19 protein-coding genes and 1 pseudogene are annotated in these 21,933 nt (G+C 70.1%); 9 read left to right on the top strand and 11 right to left on the bottom strand.

Annotated features, from left to right (window positions below):
• Positions 1–39: 39 nt before the first annotated feature.
• The 3 genes from ACIRP7_RS20230 to ACIRP7_RS20220 all read right to left on the bottom strand — a co-directional run bounded on the left by ACIRP7_RS20230 (position 40) and on the right by ACIRP7_RS20220 (position 2,058).
• Positions 40–1,143 (bottom strand): ferritin-like protein, encoded by a 1,104-nt coding sequence (locus tag ACIRP7_RS20230; protein WP_403661070.1) that lies wholly within the window; start codon positions 1,141–1,143, stop codon positions 40–42.
• A gap of 298 nt (positions 1,144–1,441) precedes the next feature.
• Positions 1,442–1,819: a fic family toxin-antitoxin system, toxin component gene (locus ACIRP7_RS20225; RefSeq protein ID WP_403661068.1), complete on the bottom strand. Its 378-nt coding sequence runs from the start codon at positions 1,817–1,819 to the stop codon at positions 1,442–1,444.
• The gene (locus ACIRP7_RS20220) at positions 1,819–2,058 is read right to left on the bottom strand and encodes a hypothetical protein (protein WP_403661065.1); all 240 of its coding nucleotides are present in this window, start codon (positions 2,056–2,058) and stop codon (positions 1,819–1,821) included. Before ACIRP7_RS20220 ends, ACIRP7_RS20225 begins: the two co-directional genes overlap by 1 nt.
• Positions 2,059–2,615: 557 nt before the next feature.
• Between ACIRP7_RS20220 and ACIRP7_RS20215 the strand changes: the two genes are divergently transcribed.
• From ACIRP7_RS20215 to ACIRP7_RS20200, 4 genes are all read left to right on the top strand, one after another.
• Entirely contained in the window at positions 2,616–3,653 is a 1,038-nt protein-coding gene (locus tag ACIRP7_RS20215; RefSeq protein ID WP_403661062.1) for a LacI family DNA-binding transcriptional regulator, read from the top strand.
• 503 nt (positions 3,654–4,156) lie between these two features.
• Complete coding sequence (locus ACIRP7_RS20210) at positions 4,157–4,447, top strand: hypothetical protein (protein WP_403661059.1); 291 nt, start codon at positions 4,157–4,159, stop codon at positions 4,445–4,447.
• 478 nt (positions 4,448–4,925) lie between these two features.
• A complete protein-coding gene (locus tag ACIRP7_RS20205) occupies positions 4,926–5,312 on the top strand; it encodes a hypothetical protein (protein WP_403661056.1) in 387 nt (128 codons plus the stop codon).
• A 167-nt stretch (positions 5,313–5,479) separates the two neighbouring features.
• Positions 5,480–6,184: a DUF4232 domain-containing protein gene (locus ACIRP7_RS20200; protein ID WP_403661053.1), complete on the top strand. Its 705-nt coding sequence runs from the start codon at positions 5,480–5,482 to the stop codon at positions 6,182–6,184.
• Positions 6,185–6,876: 692 nt separating this feature from the next.
• Here ACIRP7_RS20200 and ACIRP7_RS20195 read toward each other — a convergent pair.
• From ACIRP7_RS20195 to ACIRP7_RS20175, 5 genes are all read right to left on the bottom strand, one after another.
• Positions 6,877–7,461, bottom strand: coding sequence for a DUF1097 domain-containing protein (locus tag ACIRP7_RS20195; RefSeq protein WP_403661050.1), 585 nt, complete (start codon positions 7,459–7,461; stop codon positions 6,877–6,879).
• Positions 7,462–7,463: 2 nt separating this feature from the next.
• Positions 7,464–8,498, bottom strand: a complete 1,035-nt coding sequence (locus tag ACIRP7_RS20190; protein WP_403661047.1) for an alpha/beta fold hydrolase — start codon at positions 8,496–8,498, stop codon at positions 7,464–7,466.
• A 29-nt stretch (positions 8,499–8,527) separates the two neighbouring features.
• Positions 8,528–9,775: a formamidase gene (gene fmdA, locus ACIRP7_RS20185; RefSeq protein ID WP_403661044.1), complete on the bottom strand. Its 1,248-nt coding sequence runs from the start codon at positions 9,773–9,775 to the stop codon at positions 8,528–8,530.
• Positions 9,776–9,834: 59 nt separating this feature from the next.
• The gene (locus ACIRP7_RS20180; RefSeq protein WP_403661041.1) at positions 9,835–10,116 is read right to left on the bottom strand and encodes a zinc ribbon domain-containing protein; all 282 of its coding nucleotides are present in this window, start codon (positions 10,114–10,116) and stop codon (positions 9,835–9,837) included.
• A gap of 102 nt (positions 10,117–10,218) precedes the next feature.
• Positions 10,219–11,316 (bottom strand): substrate-binding domain-containing protein, encoded by a 1,098-nt coding sequence (locus ACIRP7_RS20175; RefSeq protein ID WP_403661038.1) that lies wholly within the window; start codon positions 11,314–11,316, stop codon positions 10,219–10,221.
• Between the two features lie 109 nt (positions 11,317–11,425).
• On the opposite strand from ACIRP7_RS20175, the gene ACIRP7_RS20170 reads away from it, so the two are divergent.
• Together ACIRP7_RS20170 and ACIRP7_RS20165 are read left to right on the top strand one after the other, a co-directional pair.
• The gene (locus ACIRP7_RS20170) at positions 11,426–11,866 is read left to right on the top strand and encodes a MarR family winged helix-turn-helix transcriptional regulator (RefSeq protein ID WP_403661035.1); all 441 of its coding nucleotides are present in this window, start codon (positions 11,426–11,428) and stop codon (positions 11,864–11,866) included.
• A 389-nt stretch (positions 11,867–12,255) separates the two neighbouring features.
• On the top strand, positions 12,256–13,350 hold the full coding sequence (locus tag ACIRP7_RS20165) for a glutamate--cysteine ligase (RefSeq protein WP_403661032.1): 1,095 nt from the start codon (positions 12,256–12,258) through the stop codon (positions 13,348–13,350).
• A gap of 266 nt (positions 13,351–13,616) precedes the next feature.
• Here ACIRP7_RS20165 and ACIRP7_RS20160 read toward each other — a convergent pair whose 3' ends face one another.
• Positions 13,617–14,006 carry a peptidoglycan-binding protein gene (locus ACIRP7_RS20160; protein WP_403661029.1) on the bottom strand — a complete coding sequence of 130 codons (390 nt, stop codon included), beginning with the start codon at positions 14,004–14,006 and terminating at the stop codon, positions 13,617–13,619.
• 234 nt (positions 14,007–14,240) lie between these two features.
• Between ACIRP7_RS20160 and ACIRP7_RS20155 the strand changes: the two are divergent.
• The 3 genes and pseudogenes from ACIRP7_RS20155 to ACIRP7_RS20145 form a co-directional block, all read left to right on the top strand.
• A pseudogene (locus tag ACIRP7_RS20155) lies at positions 14,241–14,879 on the top strand (BTAD domain-containing putative transcriptional regulator); the annotation flags it as partial.
• A gap of 157 nt (positions 14,880–15,036) precedes the next feature.
• Entirely contained in the window at positions 15,037–17,550 is a 2,514-nt protein-coding gene (locus ACIRP7_RS20150) for an ATP-binding protein (RefSeq protein WP_403661026.1), read from the top strand.
• Positions 17,551–17,834: 284 nt separating this feature from the next.
• Positions 17,835–18,398 carry a cysteine hydrolase family protein gene (locus tag ACIRP7_RS20145; protein WP_403661023.1) on the top strand — a complete coding sequence of 188 codons (564 nt, stop codon included), beginning with the start codon at positions 17,835–17,837 and terminating at the stop codon, positions 18,396–18,398.
• Between the two features lie 447 nt (positions 18,399–18,845).
• Here the strand turns inward: ACIRP7_RS20145 and ACIRP7_RS20140 are convergent, their stop codons facing one another.
• Positions 18,846–19,553: a TetR/AcrR family transcriptional regulator gene (locus ACIRP7_RS20140; RefSeq protein ID WP_403661020.1), complete on the bottom strand. Its 708-nt coding sequence runs from the start codon at positions 19,551–19,553 to the stop codon at positions 18,846–18,848.
• Between the two features lie 362 nt (positions 19,554–19,915).
• Positions 19,916–21,931 carry a beta-galactosidase gene (locus ACIRP7_RS20135; protein WP_403661017.1) on the bottom strand — a complete coding sequence of 672 codons (2,016 nt, stop codon included), beginning with the start codon at positions 21,929–21,931 and terminating at the stop codon, positions 19,916–19,918.
• Positions 21,932–21,933: the final 2 nt, after the last annotated feature.

Below are 21,933 nucleotides of genomic sequence, written 5' to 3'. Positions count from 1 at the left end.
GCCACCATTCCTGTCGCCTGGTGGACATCTGGGGGCGCGTCAGGGGAGTGCGTGGAACTGGGGGCCGTATGTGCTGTGAGTGCCGGGGATCTTGGTCTCCATCAGTCGTACGGCGGGCTCTTCCAGGGAGCGCATGGCGTGGATGGCCGCACCCAGGGAGGGTGGGCCGCCCTCGCCCCAGGCGGCGTCGAGGGAGTCGAGCAGGGTGGTGTAGGTGGTGTCGAACCGGTGCAGGAGCTGTTGCACGGGCGCCGACGGGCGGGGCCAGCCGCCGGCCGGGACCCGGGCCATGGGGCGTGCGTCGGGGAAGGGGACGGGCGCCCCGGTGAACGTCCAGCCCGCGTCGGTCTGTTGCAGTTGCCGGCCGTGGTAGATCTCGCCGAAGGCGTAGTAGTGGGCCGGGTGGTCGTCGGCGAAGGAGTCGGCCGGGGAGCTGCTCGTGCCCTCGCCCTGCTCCCTGATGATGTCGATGGAGCGCTCCACGTCCAGGAGGGTCTCGATCGGCCGCAGTTCGTCGGACCCGATGTGGGCGTTCAGCTGCCCGCGGGCAGACAGCTGCGGGGCCACGGTCATGAAGCACTCCAGAACGGCGCCGTAGAAGGCGCCGATGGTGGGTGGGGCGCTGTCCCTGAGGGCGAGTGGTTCCTCGGGGGCTTCGACGGCCATCATCACGTCGTGCACGTAGGACCTGGTCAAACCCGACAGATACACGGTCACGCCGGCGCGTACGCCACCGGGCAGCGGGCCGGGGTAGGTGGGTGCCGCCGCCCTGATCCGGGGCCTGTCGCCCACGGCCACGAGCAGGTTGCACACCATGCCCAGGTGGTACATCTCGTCGTCGATGATGCGCCGGATCAGTCGCGCGGCATCCGCGCCGCGGTCCCTGATGGACCACCAGCCGCACAGGTACGGCGGGATGGTGGACAGTTCCAGTCCCACGGCGACCTGTAGCGCCGACCTGAGCCAGTCGATACCGCGGCCGGCCTCGGGCATGGCCAGCAGGCGCGCCACGGAATCGAGAGGCCACGGGTCGGCAGGTCCGTCGTGGGAACCCACGGCGGACGCCGGTGCGGCTGTCGCGGTGGCCGACGCGGCCGTCGCGGCGGCAGTGGCCAGGAACGTCCTGCGCTTGAATGGAGCCATCGTCGGCCTCTCAGCGTCTTCTCTCACGCCAGTCTTCCTCGCCTCGCAGTCGTGGCCCTGCCTCCGCCGCAGGCGTACGGGACCATAGATCAGCTGGCGAAGCTAGCAGTCGTCACCGCAGATGAGAGGCGTGACGGGCAGACGTGGTGCCACGGCCACCCTGTCAGACCAATCCGGTGAAAGCCCGGGAGGCATCCCACCCGAGCCAGTTGCCCGGTCTCGCCGGGCAGTCCGAGGGCTCGTGGCCGGGAGGCGTGCAAACCTGCGCGTCTGGCGGGCGATCCGCTTGGTCCCTGGTTCAGGTGGCGTGCGGCCAGGCGCGCATCAGAACGGCGATTCTCTTGGCCGTACATGCGGGATCACGCAAGAGGTCGCGCAGGGCAACGGCGTCTTCGCGGCTGGGCTTTACCTGGATGCCGGAGGCTTCCAGATACATCACGCCGGTCGCGGCGGCGACGGCCATGTTCGACCGCTCGAGCCAGCGGCAGCGGCCGAGGATGTGCACGAGGGCGGCTGCACGAGCGTAGGGACCGTCGTAGACGGGTGTTTCCAGCAGTTCGGCCCGGTGGCCGGCGACGGCTGCCACCGGAACGCCGTAGTCGTCGGGGGCGGGATCTCCTGCGCCTGCCAGCTCGGCAACCTGGAGGATCCAGGGAACGTCGATGAGCAGGTCCATTACGCGGCGTGCGCCCCTGATGCGTGGTGATCCACGTCTTCCACCTCGTCGAATACCGACTGGTGCTCGTCCAGGAACCGCCTGGCAGCGTCCAGCCCTCGCTGCTTCAGCCCTTCCGTGTCTTCCCGGACGAGGGCAGCGATGTAGTCGCCGAGGCTGAGGCCGCGATCAGCGGCACGGGCTTCAGCCAACGCCTTGACCTCGCGATCAACGCGCGCACCTAGCTGTGTCTTCGCCATAGCCTGATGGTAACAGCCGTTACCACAGCGATCTCCCCGCGTCCGGGAGGGTTTCTCTCGTCGGTGCCGCCCGCTTCTGGGAGGAATGGAACGTCGTCAACTCCTGCCATCCCCACTCGGAACAGCACAGCCCCGGGGAAGTGCCGTGGACCGGCCGAGCGAAGATCCACCGCTGCTCGGCTCCATCCGCCGAACTTTCAGTCGCCGCCACCAAGGCTGCGGATCATCCGGTTCCACAGGCGCGCCCGGCAGCGCCGAAAAGGCGCCGGCCTTCGCGTGCCACCCGTGGAACACGCCACGGAAAACCGGGTGGGGTTCGTGCGGTGCAGGACCCCTCAATAAGCCCACTGCGCTCTCCTTCGCTGTTCCGTGACCGTTGACGTGACCGGTAACGTGACCGTTAACGGCATTCTTGCTCAGGGGAGCGGATCCCGTCAACGCCCCACCGCCGCACGGCTCACGATCCGCCGGTGACCTCCTGGCGTGATGGCGTGATGGCGCGGTGGGCCGGTGAACCTGATTGACTTGAGCGCAAGGCGGCACAGGAACAGAAGTGAGTGGGCGGCGTGGCCGGACAGCGGGAAACGGAAGACCAGCGGGCGCGGGGGGTGAGAGCCGTCAAGCGCGTCACGCTCCGCGACGTTGCTCAGGCGGCAGGCGTGTCCCATCAGACCGTGTCCCGAGCGATCAACGGCAAGGGGGAGATCGACCCGGGGACGCAGCAACGCGTGCTCGATGTCGCACGGCAGTTGCGGTACCGGCCCAGCCGGTACGGCCGGGGGCTGGTCCGCCCGGACGTCGTTTCTGTCGGGCTCATCGTCCCGGACGTGGTCAACCCCTTCTTCCCGGAGTTCATGGCAGGAGTGATCGCGGCCGCGGACGAACGCGACTGGCAGGTGCTCGTGGCCAGCACCGAGAATGATCGGTCCCGGGAGTTGGCCCTGGTCCGCTCACTCGGCCAACAGGTCGACGCTCTTGTCGGCTACATCAGCCATACCGATGCCGAACTCGAGCCGTACGCGGGCGCCGTGCCACTGGTTCTGGTCGATCGCGGACTGGACTCGTCGCACCACGCGTTGGTCCACATCGACACCGCGGCCGGATTCCGGGCCGGGGTGCAGCACCTCATCGACCGGGGGCACCGCCGGATCGGCCTCATCGACTGCGAGTGCCTGACCGCCCCGCTGGTCCGGCGCGGCACCTTCCTCGAAGTCGTCCGCGAACATGCGCTGCCCGTCGACGAGGGCTGGGTTGTCATGGGTGAGCAGTCCCCGGCAGGGGGCGCCGCGGCGTTCGAGGCGCTGCGCGCCGCGCACCCTGACCTCACCGCCGTGGTCGCCTTCAACGACCTGGTGGCGATGGGCGCGCTCCGGGCCGCACGTCGGCTCGGCGTCCGGGTACCGGACGACTGCGCGCTGGTCGGCTACGACGGGCTGAGCGTCGTCGATCTGGTCGACCCGCCCCTGACCACCGTCCACCTCGACAAGAGACGACTCGGTGAACTGGCCATCCGCCAGGTCGACCAACTCCTCGCGGGTGAACTGCCACCTCCTATCGTCCTGACACCGAGCTTGCATGTCCGCGGCACGACGTGACCTACCTTTGACCCCGCTCCGTCAGCGGGTGCTCAGTCGCTGAGTGGGTCGGCGGTTCGCCCGTAATGTCCCCAGACGTCGAGGGTGGACCGTCGCGTGACGGGGGGACACCGAGCCTGGGGCGGTCGAAGCTGCGGCCACGACTTCGTCCCCAGGACGGGTGCCACCACTACTCGAAGGAGAGAACGCCCGTCAGGGCCTGTATGCCGACGGATGGGCGGTCAGACAGGCACGTCCGTACCGCACGAGCCAGCCGTCGCGTGTCGAGTGGCTGTCGGCGCCGACGAGTCCGATGACGGGGGCGGTGAGGGCGGCATAGAGGTCTTCGGGATGGGGGTCGGAGTCCCCATGCAGAGTGCACCGGTCGCCTTCGGTGGTCAGGCGCCGGTGGTGTGCGTGTCCGCGATCGGGTCGGTCGGTGGGGTCGTTGAACCACATGCCCGTGTCCCAGCTGCCGTCCGGGGCATGGGCGCACAACCGTACGGTGACCGTGACCGTCCCGTGTGCGGCTGGTGAGGTCGTGGAAGTCGCGCCGCGGGCCGTTCGACGTGGGCTCCGCCGGGCGGGCGGCGGAGCGGCTGTGGCGGATCGCGGAAGCGGTCGTCGCCTGGTCCAACCTCAACATCGGGCCGCCCCCCGACCACCTGGGCCAGATCTTCGCCGCCGCCACCGCCGACCCCCGCGTCGCCGACGCCTTCGTCACCAACTACAACCACCCGGCGGCGATGTGGCAGGCCATCGAGTCGCCCGAGGCCACCGGATCCCGGCTGGAGAAGGTCACGGCGGCCGGCTGACCGTCGGGCCCCTCAGCACGCGGACATGGAGCCGACGAGGGGGCCGGAGGGGGTGTTCCACACAGTCATCGCCATGTCCACCAGGCCGTGCAGCTGGGCGCGGTCCGCCCCGTCGCGGGCCTGGAGGGACAGGCCGTTGAGGAAGGTGGTGTAGAAGCAGCGATCCGGTCCGTGTCCGTGTTCCTGTCCAGCTCTCCGGTGCGCACCGCGGCGTCCAGGCGTGCCTGGACGGGGAGGGTGCCCGACCGGGCCGGCTTGTCGAGGGCGCCGTGTGACCGTTCAGCCCGGTTGCCGCGGCTGAGGTCGGTGGCAACGGGTGCCTGCCATCACATGTTCAGGCGCACGCTGTGGCAAGGACTGGTGGCCGGTACCGCCGGAGGGGTCGCGATGACCCTCGGCGAGAAGATGGAGCAGGGTGTCACCGGCCGACCCGGCTCACACGTCCCGGCGTGGGTCCTGCAGCGGCTGACCGGCCTGAATGAAGGTCCCCCGCGAACAGCCGCGGACCATCAACTGGGCCACGCGCTACGGCCAGGGTGCCCTGCTCGGTGTGCTGCGGTCGATCATGGCCCAGGCGGGACTGCGCGGACCGGTCGCCTCGGCCAAATTCGCCGTCATACGGCTCACCAACGACCAGATCCTTGAGAACGCCACCGGGGTCGGTGCCCCGCCGTCCACCTGGCCCCGCCAGGAACTCGTCGTCGACGTACTGCACAAGGCCGTATACGCCTTCAGCACCGGCGCCGTCGCCGACGCCCTTGCCGCCCGCGACGGCTTCGGCCCCGGGCAACGCCATGCGGCGATCCGCACCGGCCGTCGCGCCGACGTGGGGCCGCTGCCCCGCAAGGACGCTCACAGCTGGTAGCACGACCGAGCTCGCTCTGCCGGGGCGTTCCACGGTGGTTGTGGCCGGGTTTCGTCACCGGTGGGTCACAGGTCGGCGTGTGGGAGAACTGCCGGCTCCACGGTTCTGTCTGGTTCGACGGGGCGGCGAGGAGCCGTGCTCCACACAACTGCGACTCGGGGGACAGCATGCGGCACGTGAACGGAATGCGCGGCTCGGCGGTGGCGGTCATCGCGGCTTCGGCGGCGCTCGCGATGGCGGGATGTCAGCCCGGCGGGGGTGGTGTGGACAGCGGAGACGGCGGCGTCACCCCGTCCGGGGCCGTCAGCTCAGCGGTTTCCTCCGCCACGCCCGGCGCCCCGAAGCCCAGCAGCTCCGCCTCCCGGCCGGCGTCATCCGCGCCCGCCTCCTCCGCACGCCCGTCGTCCGTGCCCGCTCCGGGCGGTGCGGCGGCGACCTGTTCCGCGGCCGGTCTGAAGGCGACCGCCCGTCAGGCCGCCGTACGGCCGGCCGGTACGGGGACCGGGGCGGCCGTCGTCGAGTTCACCAACGTGTCCGGACGGACGTGCGTCCTCAAGGGGCACCCCACCGTGGCCGGCGCCGGGAACGGTTCTCCCGAGATGAACGTGCCGCTCACCGCCAAGCCGGCCGGAGCCGCGGCGTCGGTGAAGGTGGCCCCCGGCGGCAAGGCGTGGGTGAAGCTGACGTTCGTGCAGGTGCAGGGGGAGGCCGACGGGTACTGCGTGTCCGGTTCGGCGCCCGTGGTGTATCCCACGATGGTCGTCCGGCTGCCGGGGTCCGGGGCGCACCAGGTGGCCCTGGACGACGGGCAGTTCGCCGAGTGCGACGACACCGTGACCGTCACCGCCGTATCGGCGGTCAGGCCTTCTTGACCGATTCCAGCCACAGCACCAGCACCCGCAGCAGGACGAATATCCCGGCCTACCTCTGTGCGGCTGCCGTCGTCGAGACCGTGAGGACGGCGGTGTGGAGGCGGAGGAGTGCCGGATGTGGGTGCGCGCTTGCGGCCACGTACGGCCGGTCGACGAGTCGACTACGACTGGGTCGTCACCGAGAAGCTGGACGAGGCGCCGCAGTCGACGGTCCGTAACGTCCTCGGGAAGCGCCGACGGTTCCTGATATGGGCGCATCGTCGGCGGACCGGAAGCGGACTGGCGCGGCGAAGCCGACGCGCAACACGGGTGAGACACCGAAAGGGGGAACAACAGGCCGGACGAACCGGACGATCACGCCCTGGGCCGAGCGCCCGCTCCCAGTCCTCGGCCGACCCCACCGCAGGCCTGACCAGGCGGCAATCCTGCTGTGGGCGAGATCCGTTTCCCCTACGCTTCGGGGATCGACTCGGGCCTCAGGTACCGACTCCAAAGCCTCCTGACCTGTCGGGCCACGGAACAGTAGGTGCCTTGATGCGCGGACGGCAATCGCAACGGCACGCAAGCGCCCCGGACGGCTCGGGGGAGAGCCGTCCGGGGCGGTTCTGAGGCGGCGTGCGAAGGGTGAGTCATCGGGTTTCTCCACCCCAGTGCACTAGCCGCACGGGAACGGGGAGATGCCGGCCCAGTGCCTAAGTGGGCGATGGCGCCACTTCCTCGGTCAGGTGCTGCTCCGGTTCGGGGACGGGAGGCGGCGCGAACATCAGGCGCAGTCCCAGGACGGCGCAGAGCGGGCCCAGGGCGCACATCGCGGCGGCGCTGATGAAGGCGGCGCCCAGGTTCCCCGCGTCGTAGCCGAATCCGCCGAAGTACGTGGCGAAGGTCGACGCGAAGCCGAAGAACATTCCCGGGATGAGGGCGAACGGCTTCAGCCGTCCGGTCGCCAGCAGGGTGCCGTTGACGAAGAAGATCACCACACCCAGTGCCAGGGTCTGGGCGAGCTCCCCGGTGCCGAACATCGTGCCCGTCTCCCGGTTGAGGAGTACGGCCGCCACCGCGAACCCCGCGCCCGTCGTGGTGGCGGTGATCATGGAGATGGCGTTGGCGATGCTCGGGCCGCCCTGGAGGAACGTTCCGGCCCAGGTGATGAAGATGGCCCAGGTCGGCATGTGGAGGGGGCTCAGGAGCAGGAGGACCGTGGCGAAGGCGACGATCGAGGCGCTGACCTCGTGCGGCAGTCTGATGCGTCCGCTGCGGACGGTACGTACTCTGCTCATGACTATGCCAACCCGCCCGGCTTGGCCAGCAGTTCCCTGATGCCCGTGTCGATGAACGCGGTGTCCTCGGGGCTGCTGCCGCCGCCGGCGAAGTGGCCCCAGATGCCCGGGATCACCCGGAGTTCGGCGCCCGGTATGTGACTGACGGCCCACGCCTCGTCCTCCGGCGGGAAGTAGAGGTCCTTCTCCGCGGGCATGTCGAGCGTGGTCGCCCTGATGGAGCCCAGCGCGGCCTCGGTGTCACCGTCGAAGCCGGGGGTGAGCCCGACGTCGCCGTTCTGCCAGGTCCACAGCATGGTGAGGAGGTTGTTGGGGTCGCGGCCGTCGAGGAAGAAGCCCTCCCAGAAGCCGACCAGGAAGTCCTCGAGGGAGGTGTAGCCGAGCTTCTCGTACTCCTTCTCCCAGTAGAACGCCTGCGAGAAGCCCCACCCCGCGTAGACCCGGGCGAGCGCGCGCAGTCCGGTGGTCGGCCACTTGTCCTTGTCGTACCAGCCGCCGGCGTAGACCGCGTCGGCGGTCAGTGCTGCCTTGACGCCCTCCAGGAAGACCTTGTTGTGGGCGCTGGTGCGCGGCGAGCCACAGAAGGGGGCGATCCGCTCGACCATCTCCGGGTGGCTGACGGCCCACTGGAAGGTCTGCCCGGCCCCCATCGACCAGCCGGTCACGAGCGCGAGTCTCTCGATGCCGAACTCCTCGGTGACCAGCTTGTACTGGGCCTCGATCTGGTCGTACACCGTGATGTGCGGGAAGCGGGCACGGTCGTACGGTGGCGGGGTGTTGCTCGGGGAGGTGGACAGGCCGTTGCCGAGCATGTTGGGGACGATGATGAAGTACTCGGCCGGGTCGAGGGCCATTCCGGGGCCGATGAGCCACTCGTTGTCCCAGTGCCGGCCGGAGTACCAGGTGGGGTAGACGATCGCGTTGGACTTGTCGGTGTTGAGTTCGCCGTACGTGGTGTAGGCGAGGTGCGCGCCGCGCAGGGTGGCGCCGTGCTGGGTGGTGAAGTCGCCCAGCTGGAAGGTGAGATGGTCGCTCATGGGGCTGCCTTTCGGGACGTACGGGTGTTTCAGGAGGAGACGGCGCACTGGCCGCGGTCGGCTTTTCTCGGGCCCTCGGCACTCGGCCGGATGTCGAAGTCGAAGATCGCCGTGGGCAGGTAGAGGGTGCTGCACGCGTTCGGGATGTCGACGACGCCGCTGATCCGGCCCTCGATCGGGGCGGAGCCCAGCAGGAGGTAGGCCTGCTCGCCGCTGTAGCCGAAGGTCATCAGGTAGTCGACGGCGTTGAGGCAGGCGTTCTTGTACGCCATCGTCGCGTCGAGGTAGTGGTTGGTGTCGGTCTCGTGGTCGACGGAGATGCCGACGAACGAGATGAACTCGGTGTACTGCGGCGCCACGTTGCCCGGCATGAAGATCGGGTTCGTGGTGACCCCGTACTTCTCCATGCCGCCCTTGATCAGGTCGACGTGCAGGTCGATGAAGCCGCCCATCTCGATGGCACCGCAGAAGGTGATCTCGCCGTCGCCCTGGCTGAAGTGCAGGTCGCCGCCGGAGAGCAGGGCGCCGGGGACGTGGACGGGGTAGAAGACCCGGGAGCCGCGGGTGAAGTTCTTGATGTCGTGGTTGCCGCCGTTCTCCCGGGCCGGGACGGTACGGGCGCCCTCGGCGGCGATGCGCCTGCCGACCTCGCCACTCGCCGTGCCGGCCAGGGCGTTGTCGGCGAGGGGCGGGAGCGCCAGGGCCGGCACCCGGTGCGGGTCCGTGTCGATGAGGGCCTGCTCACGGGCGTTCCAGCGGGCCAGCAGTTCGGCGGAGGGCGCGGTGCCGAAGAGGCCGGGGTGGGTGATCCCGGTGTAGCGGACTCCGGGAATGTGGCGGGAGGTGGCCTGCTGGCCGTGGAAGTCCCAGACGGCCTTGTACGAGTCGGGGAAGCGGTCGGTGAGGAAGCCGCCGCCGTTGTCCCTGGCGAAGACGCCGGTGTAGCCCCAGCCCTGACCCGAGCCCTCGCCCGCCGCCTGCGGTACGGGGCCCAGGTCGAGGATGTCCACGACGAGCAGGTCGCCGGGTTCGGCGCCCTCCACGGCGATGGGGCCGCTGAGCATGTGCGCGTGGGTGAGGTCGACGTCGCGGACGTCGTTGGCGGAGTCGTTGTTGCCGATCTGGTTGTCGGTCCAGTCGCGGCACTCGATGCGGAAGTCGGTGCCGGGCTTGACGGTGACGGCGGGCGGGATGTCGGGGTGCCAGCGGTTGTGGCCGGGCACTTTCTGGTCACGCATGGACAGAGCCTGGTCGACACTGAAGACGACTTCGGGCATGGACTGCCTCCGTAATCCGGTACTTCCGTGGTCGGGTGTTTCGCGGTGTGCCTGGAGGGTCAGGGCTTGGGGAGTCCGGCCTGCCGGGGATCGGCCGACCGGGTCGGCCGCCGGCGGGCGGGGGGTACGTCGTTGACGACCCGCGGCTCATGGGCGCTGGCCTCCTGGGCGTGCAGGGCACGGGCCAGGGGGGCGGAGGTGCGGGCGAGCATCGGGGCGGTGAAGACCCGGCGGGCCGGGCCTGCGCAGTTCCCGCACGGCTCCTCGGCGAGAGCCCGGCCCATCGGCCGGATCACGTCGAAGGGACCGCAGCCCGCACAGCGGTACTGATACGTGGCCATGGGCTATCAACCTCCAAAAGCTTCGAGAAAAAAGTATTTTCTGCCGAAGCAATTGGACAAGAGTCGGGTGTTACGGGGAGGTAAAAAAGAACTCCCCGCCGGTCAGGGAAGTTGCTGCAGCACGTCCCACTGCAGACCGTCGGCCGCCGCGAGGAAAACACGCTGCTCGAGGTGGCGGTCACGGATCTGCACCGTGCCGCGGGGACTCTCGTACTCCAGTCCCTCGGCGGTCGCCTGGATGCGCCGCACATCCGTGTCACCCGCCCGGCGCAGCAGCTCGGTGAGCATGCGCACGCCCTCGTAGCAGGACTCGCCGAGGCTGTTGAGCACCGGTGCGCCGGGGCCGAACCGGCGGAAGTAGGCGGCGGCGAAGTCGAGCCCGGCCGCGGTCGGCAGGTCCTCGAAGTATCCGGCCGAGGTCATCAGGCCCCGGGTGTTCTCCGCCCCGGTGGCCAGCAGGACGTTCTCCTCGATCAGGGAACTGAACCGGATCAGGTCGCGGTCCAGGCCCGCCGCGGTGAAGGCGCGGTTGAACAGGACGGCGTCCTGTCCGATCAGCAGCATCAGCACGGCCTCGCAGCCGCTTGCCGCCACGCGTGCGAGGACCGGCCCGAAGTCCTGGGTGCCCAGCGGCACATACATCTCGTCACAGACCTCGCCGCCCAGTTCGCGCAGATAGCGGTGGGCGGCGCGGGCCGACGAGCGGGGCCAGACGTAGTCGTCGCCGACGATCGTCCAGCGGCGGATGTCCAGTTCGCTCGCGAACCACCGCAGCGCGGGCCGCAGTTGGCGGTTCGGGGTCTCGCCGGTGAGGAACACGCCCGGGGAGCGCTCGCCGCCCTCGTACAGCGCCGTGTAGACATAGGGCACCCGGCCGTCGATGCGCGGGGCGACGACCTCGCGGACGGCGGAGATGTGCCAGCCGGCCACCGCGTCGACGACGCCTCCGGAGATCAGTGCGTCGACCTCCGTGGCCACCTGCTCGGGCGGCGCGCCGCCGTCGACGAGCACCAGGCGCACCTCGCGGCCCAGCACGCCCGCGTCGGCGTTGACCTCCTCGGCCGCGAGCTGGGCGCAGCACTCGCAGGACGGGCCGAAGATGCCGGCCGGGCCCTGGAGCGGTATCACCAGGGCGACATCCAGTGCGTCACGGGCCCGGTTCGCCGGGGCGCCGAGCCGGACAGACGCCTTCTCGATCATAGGCGCTCACCCTAGCCATTGCTTGCTACGAGAATATTTCACGCCGATAAGGAAAGGACTGTATCGTGGAATCACTCCACCCGTAGATCACGACGACTCTGGCAGGGCGATGACCACGACCACCCCGGCGGCCGTAGCCGAACTCGACCTCGCGCGAGCGCTCACCCTCGTCGAGCGCAGCGTCGTGCTACGGCTCGGTGAGGCGCTGAAGGCCGAGGGCGGCACGCTCGAGGAGTGGCGGGTGCTGTCGTTCCTGGGCGACGGCGAAGGCCGTGCCATGACCGAGATCGCCGAGTTCGCGCTGCTGTCCGCGCCCACCCTGACCAAGGTCGTCGACCGCATGGTCTCCCTGAACCTCGTCCTGCGCCGGGTGGACGACCAGGACCGGCGGCGCGTGCTGGTCTTCGCGTCCGAGCGGGGCAACGAGGCGCTGAGCCGCTGGACGGCGGCGGTCGAAGAGGAGCAGGAGAGCATCGTGTCCGCTCTCGGCGCGGAGGAGACGGCCCTGCTGAGGGCATTGCTCCAGCGGGCCTCGCGACGCCTGGCCTGAGGAGTCACCGGTCGGGTAGAGGCCGGTGTCTTCGACTGCCTGGGGCCTGCAATAGGTGGTGGCCTGCTGGTTCGGCCTTTGCTCGCCACCTGTGGCCCGGCCTGCGCACATCGATGTGCTCACCCGTGAGGCACCAGCCCGGGCGCAGCACGACGCCCGCGCCGGCACGTGCGGGTCGATCGGTTTACGGCACCGAGCGGCCGTATGCGAGCGGCGAAAGCCGAATCACGCCAGGGTGCCGGGTTCACCGCATGCACGCATCTCCTGCCGGCCTGTGTCGGGTTTGTGAAGGGCGCAGATGCGGCACTCGGATCAGCCCGGCGGTGGGAGCAGTGAGGCGCATCGCGCGCCGGGCACGGCGCGGCAGTGAGCGGAGCAGAGGGCGATTGATGACGACGATCGGCGTTGAAGAAGAGTATCTGCTGGTTGACCCCGTCATGGGCTTTCCGGTACCGCTGGCTGACAAGGTTCGCATGGCAGCCGGCCTGGAGCCTCTCGTGGCCGATCAGGAGCTGCAGGGCGAGCTGCTGCAGGCGCAGGTGGAGGTGGCCACCCCGGTGTGCGACTGTCTCGAGGAGGTCGCGGGGCACCTGCTGCGTCTGCGGCATGGTGCCGGGACGGCCGCGGAGGCGCACGGCTGCCGCATCGCGGCTTGTGGGACACCGCCGCTGCGCGGTGACCACCCGGTGGCGGTCACCGACGAGGCTCGCTACCGGGCCATGCTCGCCCAGGCACCTCAACTCGTGGCGGAGCAGCTGATCAATGGCATGCATGTACACGTCGCGGTACCCAGCCGTGCGGTGGGCGTGCAGGTCCTGAACCGGATCCGGCCCTGGCTGCCGACGCTGACGGCGATGTCGGCGAACTCTCCGCTGTGGGACGGCCACGACACCGGCTTCGCCAGCTGGCGCACCGTGATCTTCAGCCGTTGGCCGGTCAGCGGGGTCCCTCCGTACTTCCAGGACGAGGCCGACTACGACAGGCGTGTGCACCAGCTGGTGGAGAGTGGTCTGATCTCGGACACCGGCCAGTTGTACTGGCAGGCCCGCCTGTCGGAGCGGTACCCCACGGTCGAAGTGCGCTGTCTGGACGTTCAGCTGCGTGTGGACGACGCGGTCATGTTCGCCGGGCTCGCCCGGGCCCTTGTGGAGACCGCCCTGGCCGAGGCAACCGCCGGCTCTCCTGCCCCGGACTGTGCCCCGGAACTGCTACAGGCCGGCATGTGGCACGCGGCCCGTCATGGCCTGAGCGACACCTTGATCGACCCGAGCGGCAGTCGGCGCCGCGCCGGCGATGTGCTGTGCCAGCTCCTGCTCCATGTCGCCCCCGCACTCGATGCCGCCGGCGACGCCCGGGAGGTGACGGGCCTGATCCACCGGCTCCTGCAGCACGGAACCGGAGCGGACCGGCAGCGTGCCGCCCTCGCCGCCGGCGGTCCGGAGGCGGCCCTCGACCTGATCACCAGCGAGAGCACCACGCCGTGAGTGACCAGTACGGAGGTCGGTCAGCACCTGTTGGGCGGCCATCGGCGCGGGACTTGGAGGGAAGTGCGGGGAGCGTCGTACGGGGGCCCACGCGGCGTCCCTGAACGCCTCCGCGTCCGCCTCGTTCCAGGGGCTGAGCGAGCCGGCACGCGACGTGCTCCCGAACTCCTCGCACCTTCCCGGACTGGAATGAGACGGCACCAGACGCCCGGTCGAGGCCGCGGAGCAGGCCACTCGTTCACGCCCTGCTCCGCGGCGCGGACCGGTCAGTAGTTGCGCAGCCCGTACCAGGTGTTTTTGCCGACGACGCCGTCAGCGCCACCGGGGACCCCGTACTTCTTCTGGAAGGCCTTGACCGCGTTTTCGGTGTCCGCGCCGAAGTCACCGTCGATGCCGTGCTGGCCCACGCCGAAGCCCAGGCTGATCAGCAGGCACTGCGCCTCCCTGACGGTGTCGCCCTTGGACCCGCGGGAGATGGTCGGCGGCGTCGCCCGGTCGTCCCAGCCGCAGTAGAAGCCGGCCGCCTGGGCGGCCGCCGTGTGGCCGGCCAGGGGAGCGGCGTCCGCGGACGCGGTGGTGACGGCGACTCCGCCGAGCGCCAGGACCGACGCGAGGGCGGCGGTCGTGGTGAAGCGGCGGACATGGGTGGTGATCACAGGAGTCTCCCTCTTGGTGAGCATGGGTTCTCGTGGCCTTGGCCCCGGGCGCTCTTTCGGCGCCCCGTACCGCACCTCGCGGGACGGGCCGTCATGTGGACCACCGTGTCGCTTCGCCCTTCGGGGAACCTTCGGAAAGTCTTGAATCGGGCTGGCTCGGCTGATCAGCGGCGGGTAAGCAGGTGATCACGAGAACGCAGCGGGAGGGAGCGCACCGTGGCCGTCCGCTTCGGCATGCTGGGCACCATCGAGGCGTGGTGGGACGGTGTGCCGATGGACCTGGGGCACGCCCGACAGCGCAGGGTGCTCGGGGCGCTGCTCGCCGATCCCGGCCTGGTTGTGCCGGCCGACACCCTGCTGGACCGGGTGTGGGGCGAAGCCGCACCGCGGCGCGGCCGCGAGGCGCTCTACGGGTACGTGTCCCGGCTGCGACGGGTCCTGGCCGCGCCCGGACTGGACATCGTGCGGGAGCAGGGCGGCTACCGACTGTCGGCGGCAGTGGGGTCCGCGGACGTGCACCAGTTCCGCAGCCTGGTGGACCGCGCCCGCGACACGCACGCGGACGAGCAGGCCGTCGCGTTGTGGGAGTCGGCGCTGGGACTGTGGCGGGGAGAGGCGTTCACGGGCGCGGACACCCCGTGGTTCAACGCCCAGCGCCATCTGCTCGACGCGCAGCGCCTGGCCGCGCAGCTCGACACGGCCGATGTCCGGCTGCGTCTGGGGCAGCACCGGCGGATGGCGAGCGAGCTCTCCGCGCTGCTGGAAGCGCATCCGCTGGACGAGCGACTGGCGGGCCAGCTGGTCCTCGCCCTCTACCGCAGCGGCCGTTCCTCCCAAGCCCTTGACGCCTACCACCGCACCCGACAGCAGCTGGCCGAAGAACTCGGCCTGGATCCCGGGCCCGCGTTGCAACGGCTCCACGAGGACATCCTCACCGGCGGCGCGCGGCTCGCGCCCGCCCCCCACGGACGTACGGCGTGCCGCACCCGCGCCGGCGGAGCGCCCGTTTGGGGAGCGTCGGCGGACGCTGGTGGGACGCGACGAAGAGCTCTCAGTGCTGCGCACCGTGCTCGATCACCGGGACCCGCGCGCCCCGCGGGTGCTGGAAGTCGTCGGGGAGCCCGGCATCGGCAAGACCGGACTGCTCACCGAGTTCCGCGCGCTCGCGGAGGCGGGCGGTGTGCCGGTGCTGGCCGGGCGTGGCGCGGAGATCAGAGAGATTCCGTACGGTCCTTTCCTCGATGCCCTGGACGACATCGACGCCCTGGACGCGCTTCGGGACACGCGCAAGGCGTTGTCGGCCATGATGGCCGCGCGGGACGCGCTGCCCGCCGAGCGTTTCCGGCTGCACAAGGCCGTACGCGCGATGCTGGAAGACGCGCACACCGGTTCCGGACTGGCCTTGGTCCTCGACGACGTGCACTGGGCCGACGAGAGCAGTGTCGAACTCATCGAGTACCTCGTACGGCATCCGCCGCGCGGAGCGGTGACTCTCGTGCTCGCCCACCGCCCCCGGCAGACCCCGCCGAAGCTGGCCTCGGCATTGGCCAAGGCGGCCGCCGAAGGCCGTCTGACCAGGCTCGCACTCGGGCCGCTGTCGCTGTCGGCCGTCGCCGAACTGTGCGGTCCGCAGGTCAGCCGGATGATGTGCCGGCGGCTGTTCGACACCACCGCGGGCAACCCGTTCTACGTCCGGACGCTGCTGCACCGAGCGGGCGACGGGGGACTGCTGGATGACCGGTTGCCGCTCACCGCGCGGGCCACGCTCCTCGACGAACTGGCCGACCTGCCGCAGGAAACACTTCTCGTCGCGCACGCGGCGGCCGTCCTCGACGACCCGTTCGACACGGAGATGACCACCGTGGTCGCCCAGGTGGCGCACGCCGACGTACTGGCGGCCCTGGACGAGCTGACCCGGCGCGATCTGGTCCGCCCCCTGGGCGCCGCCCGGCAGTTCGAGTTCCGCCATCCCCTGGTGCGCAGCGCCGTGTACGACGGGATGGGGGCGGGCTGGCGGCTCGCGGCGCACGCCCGTGCCGCGGACGGCCTCGTCCGGCGTGGCGCCCCACCGGTCGTCCGGGCACCGCACGTGGTGCGCTCCGCGCACGCCGGGGACGAACAGGCCATCGCACTGCTCGTCCAGGCCGCCGACGACCTGCGGGCCAGTTCCCCCGCGACCAGTGCTCACTGGACACACGAGACGCTGCGGCTGCTCCCGGCCGACGATCCGCGCCGACCGCTGTTGCAGATGAAGGAGGCGGCGGCGCTGGGAACGGCCGGACGCCTGCGCCAGAGCCGCGACGTGCTGCGCGAACTCACCGAGTCCGCACTCGTGCCCCGGCACCCGCAGCGGACCCAGGCGGTCGTCTCGCTGGCCGTGATGGAACGGCTCCTGGGCAGGTTCGACGCGGCAATCGACGTACTGCGCCGCGAACTCGACCGGAACACGGCGCTCACACCGGCGCAAACGGCCGCACTGGACATCCAGATCGCCGCCGCCGAACTGCGCGGCGGCCACTTCGCCGCAGCGGTCACCTCCGGCCGTGGCGCGCTGCACTCCGCCCTGAGCGCCGGTGACGCCGTGCAAGTGGCGGGCGTACAGGCGCTGCTGGCCCTCGCCCACACCTGCACCGGAGAGGCGATCGAGGCAGCCGGCTGTCTCGATGCCGCGCTGCGTGTCCTCGACGACTGCGAGGACCGGCACCTGCTGACCCATCTCGACGCGTTCATGCTGGTCGGGTGGACGGAGATACTTCAGCGTCGCTACCGTCCGGCCCTGCGCCATCTCGACCGCGGGCTGGTCCTGGCCCGTCGCACGGGCCAGAACTACCTACTGACCGAACTGCTCATCGCGACGGCGTTCGCGCACCTGTGGCTGGGTGACCTCGATGAGGCTGCCTCGCACGCCGATGACGCCCTGGAGGCGGCCCTGCTCCTCGGCACCGGCGAACCACGGGCGATGGCGACGGCGGTGGAGGCCGCGGTGTCCCTGTGGAGAGGACGCTTTCCGGAAGCCCTCAAGATCTGCGAGGAAGCGGCCGCGGCACACCTCGGGGATCCGTCGACGCAGGCAGTGGCGCTCGTCGGACTGCTCGCCCAGGCCAGGCTGCTGTGCGGAGATCCCGCAGGGTGCGTCCATACCCTGCTCGACGGGGGAGGCGGCCCAGAACTGTCCCGTTTCGAGGCGTCGGAACGGCCGCTGTGGTTTCGTACCCTCGCCCAGGCCGAACTCGCCCGGGGTGACATCGACGCGGCGAAGGCATGGGTGGAGCGCGCCCACTGTGCCGTGACCCCTGGTATGCCTGAGGCTGTGAGTGCCTTCGCATTGTTGGGACAGGCGGAGTTGACCTTGGCTCAGCGTGATGCGGGCGCGGCGAGGGCGGCGGCGGATGCGGCGGCGGTGGCCTTCGGCGAGGCTGAGATGCCGCTCTACGAGGCTTCGGCCCGCGCTCTCGCGGCGAGTGCCCTGGCAGCGCTGGGTGATCATGCCGCCGGCCTTGAGGAGGAAGCACGCGTGCAGGCGCTCTTTGAGCGCGTCCTGTGACCCTGGTGGGGGATGACCCGGTGAGGGCGAGATCACCGACCACGCCTGATACCGGCGCCAAGCGGGTCCACTCCAAGTGACAGGCACCGAGGGAAGAACGGCGTCCGCCCGCGACTCAGGACGGCAGGTCCTGTCCTGGTTCACTGTGGCCCGCCAGGATCCCCGAACCGCACGCCGGTGCTGCAACTCCGCCCTGACGCTGATGAGGATCTCCGAAACGGCTGTCGCAGCCCGGGCGATCCACCAGACTTGCTCTTGTTCTCCACGAGGAAGGGACGGCGGGCATGGCGAACAGCGCACTTCTCGTGATGGACGTCCAACGGGATGTCGTGGCCATCGCCGACGACGGCTCCGGATATCTGCCGCGTTTGCGCCGCGCGATCGACGGTGCCCGGGCGGCTGGAATTTCCGTGATCTACGTGGTGATGGGGTTACGGCCGGGCGATCCGGAAGTCAGCCCCCGCAACAGGGTGATGACAAACGCCGTGCGGGCCGGGCTGTTCACCGAGGGGGCTCCTGGCACCGAGATCCATGACGACGTCGCGCCCCAGCAGGGCGACGTCGTGGTCACCAAGAGGCGGGGGAGCGCCTTCTCCGGCAGCGACCTCGACCTGGTACTCAGGGCTCGCGATATCGACAGCCTCGTCCTCACCGGCATCGCCACCAGCGCCGTAGTGCTGTCCACGCTGTGGCATGCCATCGACCTGGACTTCGGCCTCACCGTCCTGGCGGATGCCTGCCTCGACACCGACCCCGAGGTGCACCGGATGCTCACCGAAAAGCTGTTCCCGCAGTGGGCAGATGTCGTCACCGTAGAGGACTGGCTCAAAGCCATCGCACCGCCTTAGCGGGAGGCCGATCTTCTCGTCCGCGGCTTCGATCCTGGTCGCGAGCGGGTAGTGGACCCGCCGGTGGGGCTGACCGGCCGCACCGCTCGGGTGATGCGTCACGCCTCGGAAGTCTTCATTTCGGCGAACGGAGCGACCGCGGCGACGGCGAGGTTGAAGAGGAACAGGAACCACAGGACCGGGCGGGGCGGCGTCTTCACGGAGGCTTCCTTTCGGGAGTGCGCGGGCCCTCGATGGGCAACCGCTGAACTTGCGTAAGGCGACGATCGCAAGTCGCGCCGCACGCTTCGAGGGAGCGAGCTCCCCAACAGCCGGTATAGCCGACTACACCATCCGCAGCCCCGCCCGCCCGCCACCGGGCCGCGGACTACGCGGCGCCGCAGTCCTGTCCGGACACACGCTGCGACGCCGGCCTCCGCCCCCATGCGGGGACGCGCCGCATGCCCGTCAGCCGTCGGTGGTGAGGGGCGCCCACGCCGATTCGGGGTCGAGTGGCAGGTCGGGCCGGTCGCGCTTGAACGCCTCGGCCTGTTCCTCGACCTTCGGCAGAGTGTGACCGGGCGCGCCGAAGCCGCGGAACAGCGTCGCGCAGTACTCACGGGACAGGAAGGGCGCGTCCCACGGTCCGTCCGGCTTGACCCACTGGTACGTGTGGTTGTGGAGGTTCAGGAACTGCAGGGTGGCCAGCCGCGGCGCCAGTTCGCGGAAGATCCCCTGGTCGACGGCCTCGGCGAGCAGCCCCGAGATCAAGTCCTCGAAGTCCGAACGCTGAGCGAGCAAGGTCTTCAACTCCGGTCCGCTCAGGCTGCGGTAGTCGTGCTCGTAGACCCAGATGTGGTCGAGCCTGCGGAAGATGATCGTCAGCAGGGACTCCGACAACAGGCGCAGCCGTAGGACGGGGTCGGTGTCGAGCTCCGCGATCTGCCGGGTCCGGGACAGGAGTGGGCCCATCACCCGTGACTGGATCTCGACGAGCAGGTTCTCCTTGGAGCCGATGTAGTAGTACAGGGCTCCCTTGGCCAGTCCGACCGCCCGGCCCAGGTCGTTGACGGAGGTCGCCGCGTACCCCTGCCGGGCGAACAGCTCCGCCGCGACGTCGATGATCTTCTGTCGTCTGATTTCGAAGCCCGGTCCGTGGCCCGGCGGTCGTGGCATGGGTCCTCTCCCCGCTCGGCGTGACGAACTGGCGATTGAAGCCGCGCGCGGGACCACGTCGGACGGCTTCCGTACGTCCGGAGGGAAGGTGGACTTCGGACATCTCCCAGTTCGTTGGACCAAACGGTACGTCAAAAGAAGGAGTTCAAGGGCTCCGGCCCCCGAGCGGCCCGCTACGGGGTGAGGGACCCGACTGTGGCTTCGGGTGCGGTGCTGAGCGTTCCCGTACTGGTCGTAGGAACGGCGGCCTGCTCCTGGCGGGTCCGGCACCAACCTGAACGGATCAGCGGCTCCAGCACAGCGGACGTGACCGTACCGCGCACCTGGTCGCGGTGCGCGGTACGGTCACGTCCGCAGACAGGTCAGCGGGGCTCGCGGACCACGGCGACGCCTCCCGGCGGGACGGTGACGGTTCCGCTGACCGGTGTGCCGGTGAGGAGTTCGACGCCTTCGGCAGGTGCTTCGGCGCCCTTGCCGGTGTGGTCGATGAGGAACAGGTAGTCGGCCTCCGGGCCGCGGCGCCGGACGACCTCGATCCCGGCGGGTGCGTCGTGTTCCGGTGTGACCCCGGCCTCCTGCCGGATGCGGTCGAGCAGGGCGGCGAGCGTGTCCTGGTCGGGGTGGGTGCCCAGATACCAGGCGGTGCCGTCGCCGTGCCGGTGGCGGGTGACGGCGGGGTGGCCGGCCAGTGGGCCGTCGGCGTGGGAGGCGACGGCCTGTGCGCCGGTGAGCCGGATGCGTTCCGACCACAGGTCGGCCGTGGCGCCCGACGTCACGTCGCCGGTCAGGCCGGTCGTCTCGCCCGGCAGCAAGGGGAAGAGCTCGTCGGTGACCACGCCGAGGACGTCGCGGAACGCGCCGGGGTAACCGCCCAGGTACACATGGGTGTTCTCGTCGACCATGCCGCTGTGGAAGCCGATGGCCAGCGTGCCCCCGCGCTCGGTGAACCCGGCGAGGTTCGCCGCGGCCGCCTCCGTGACCAGGTACAGCGAGGGTGCCAGGACGAGTTTGTAGCGGTCGAGTTCGGGGTCGTCGGGGCGTACGAAGTCGATGGCGACGCCTGCCCGCCACAGGGGGGTGTACCAGTCCCGTACCAGGTCCTGGTAGCGCAGTTCGCCGCTGGGCTGGGAGGGCAGTTCCAGGGCCCAGCGGGCGTCCCAGTCCCATACGATCGCCACCTGCGCCGTGCTGGTGGAGTCCCGTACCTCGGCCAACGCCCGCAGGTCTGCGCCCAGTTGGACGACGTCCCGCCAGATCTGGCTGTCGGTTCCGGCGTGCGGCAGCATCGCCGAGTGCCATTGCTCGGCGCCCGCCTTCGCCGCCCGCCACTGGAAGAACGCGATGCCGTCGGCACCGTGCGCCACATGAGCGAGGGCGTTGCGGCGCATCTCTCCGGGCCCCTTGGCCCGGTTGACGGGCTGCCAGTTGACGGCACCGGTCGAGTGCTCCATGAGGAACCACGGTCCGCCCGCGAGCGAGCGCATCAGGTCGCCGTGAAGCGCGATGTCGACCTCGGCCTCCGGGTCGTCGGACAGCAGGTAGTGGTCGTTGGAGAGGATGTCCAGCTCCGGTGCCCAGCGCCAGTAGTCGAGAGCGTCGATGGTGCGCAGGACCAGGAAGTTGGTGGTCGCGGGGGTGTCCGGAGCGGCCCGGCGCAGTACGTCGCGCTCGGCGGTGCACAGGGAGAGCAGTTCGTCGGAGCAGAAGCGGCGCCAGTCGAGTTGGTGGGTGGGGTTCGGGGGAGCCGCGGTGGTGCGGGGCGGCAGGATCTGGTCCCACGTGTAGTACCACTGGCTCCAGAACGTGGTGCCCCAGGCGTGGTTGAGGGCGTCCAGGGCGTCGCCGTAGCGGGCGCGCAGCCAGGTGCGGAAGGCGGCGGCGCTGGTGTCGCAGTAGCAGGCGTCGTTGTGGCAGCCGTACTCGTTGTGCACGTGCCACATGGCGACGGCCGGGTGGTCGGCGTAGCGCTCGGCGAGCGCCCCGGCGACACACAGTGCCGCTCGGCGGTAGGCCGGGCTGCTGGGGCAGAACGTCTGGCGGCTGCCGTACGACAGTCTCCTGCCGTCCCTGTCGACCGGCAGCGCTTCCGGGTACGTGTGGAAGAACCAGGCCGGCGGTGCCGCCGTCGGTGTCGCCAGGTCGGCGGCGATGCCGTTCTCCTGGAGCAGGTCGAGGATCTTGTCCATGCGGGTGAAGTCGTAGACGCCCTCGGCCGGTTCGAGCTGGGCCCAGGAGAAGATGCCGACGCTGACCATGGTCACCCCGGCCTCGCGCATGAGGCGCATGTCCTCGGCCCATACCTCCTCGGGCCACTGCTCGGGGTTGTAGTCACCCCCGTAGGCGATTCCAGGAATGTGAAGACGGCGTGCGGTACTCACTG

This window comes from Streptomyces sp. NPDC102270, assembly GCF_044766405.1.
Lineage (GTDB): Bacteria > Actinomycetota > Actinomycetes > Streptomycetales > Streptomycetaceae > Streptomyces.
This window is presented reverse-complemented; position numbering and strand designations above follow the sequence as displayed.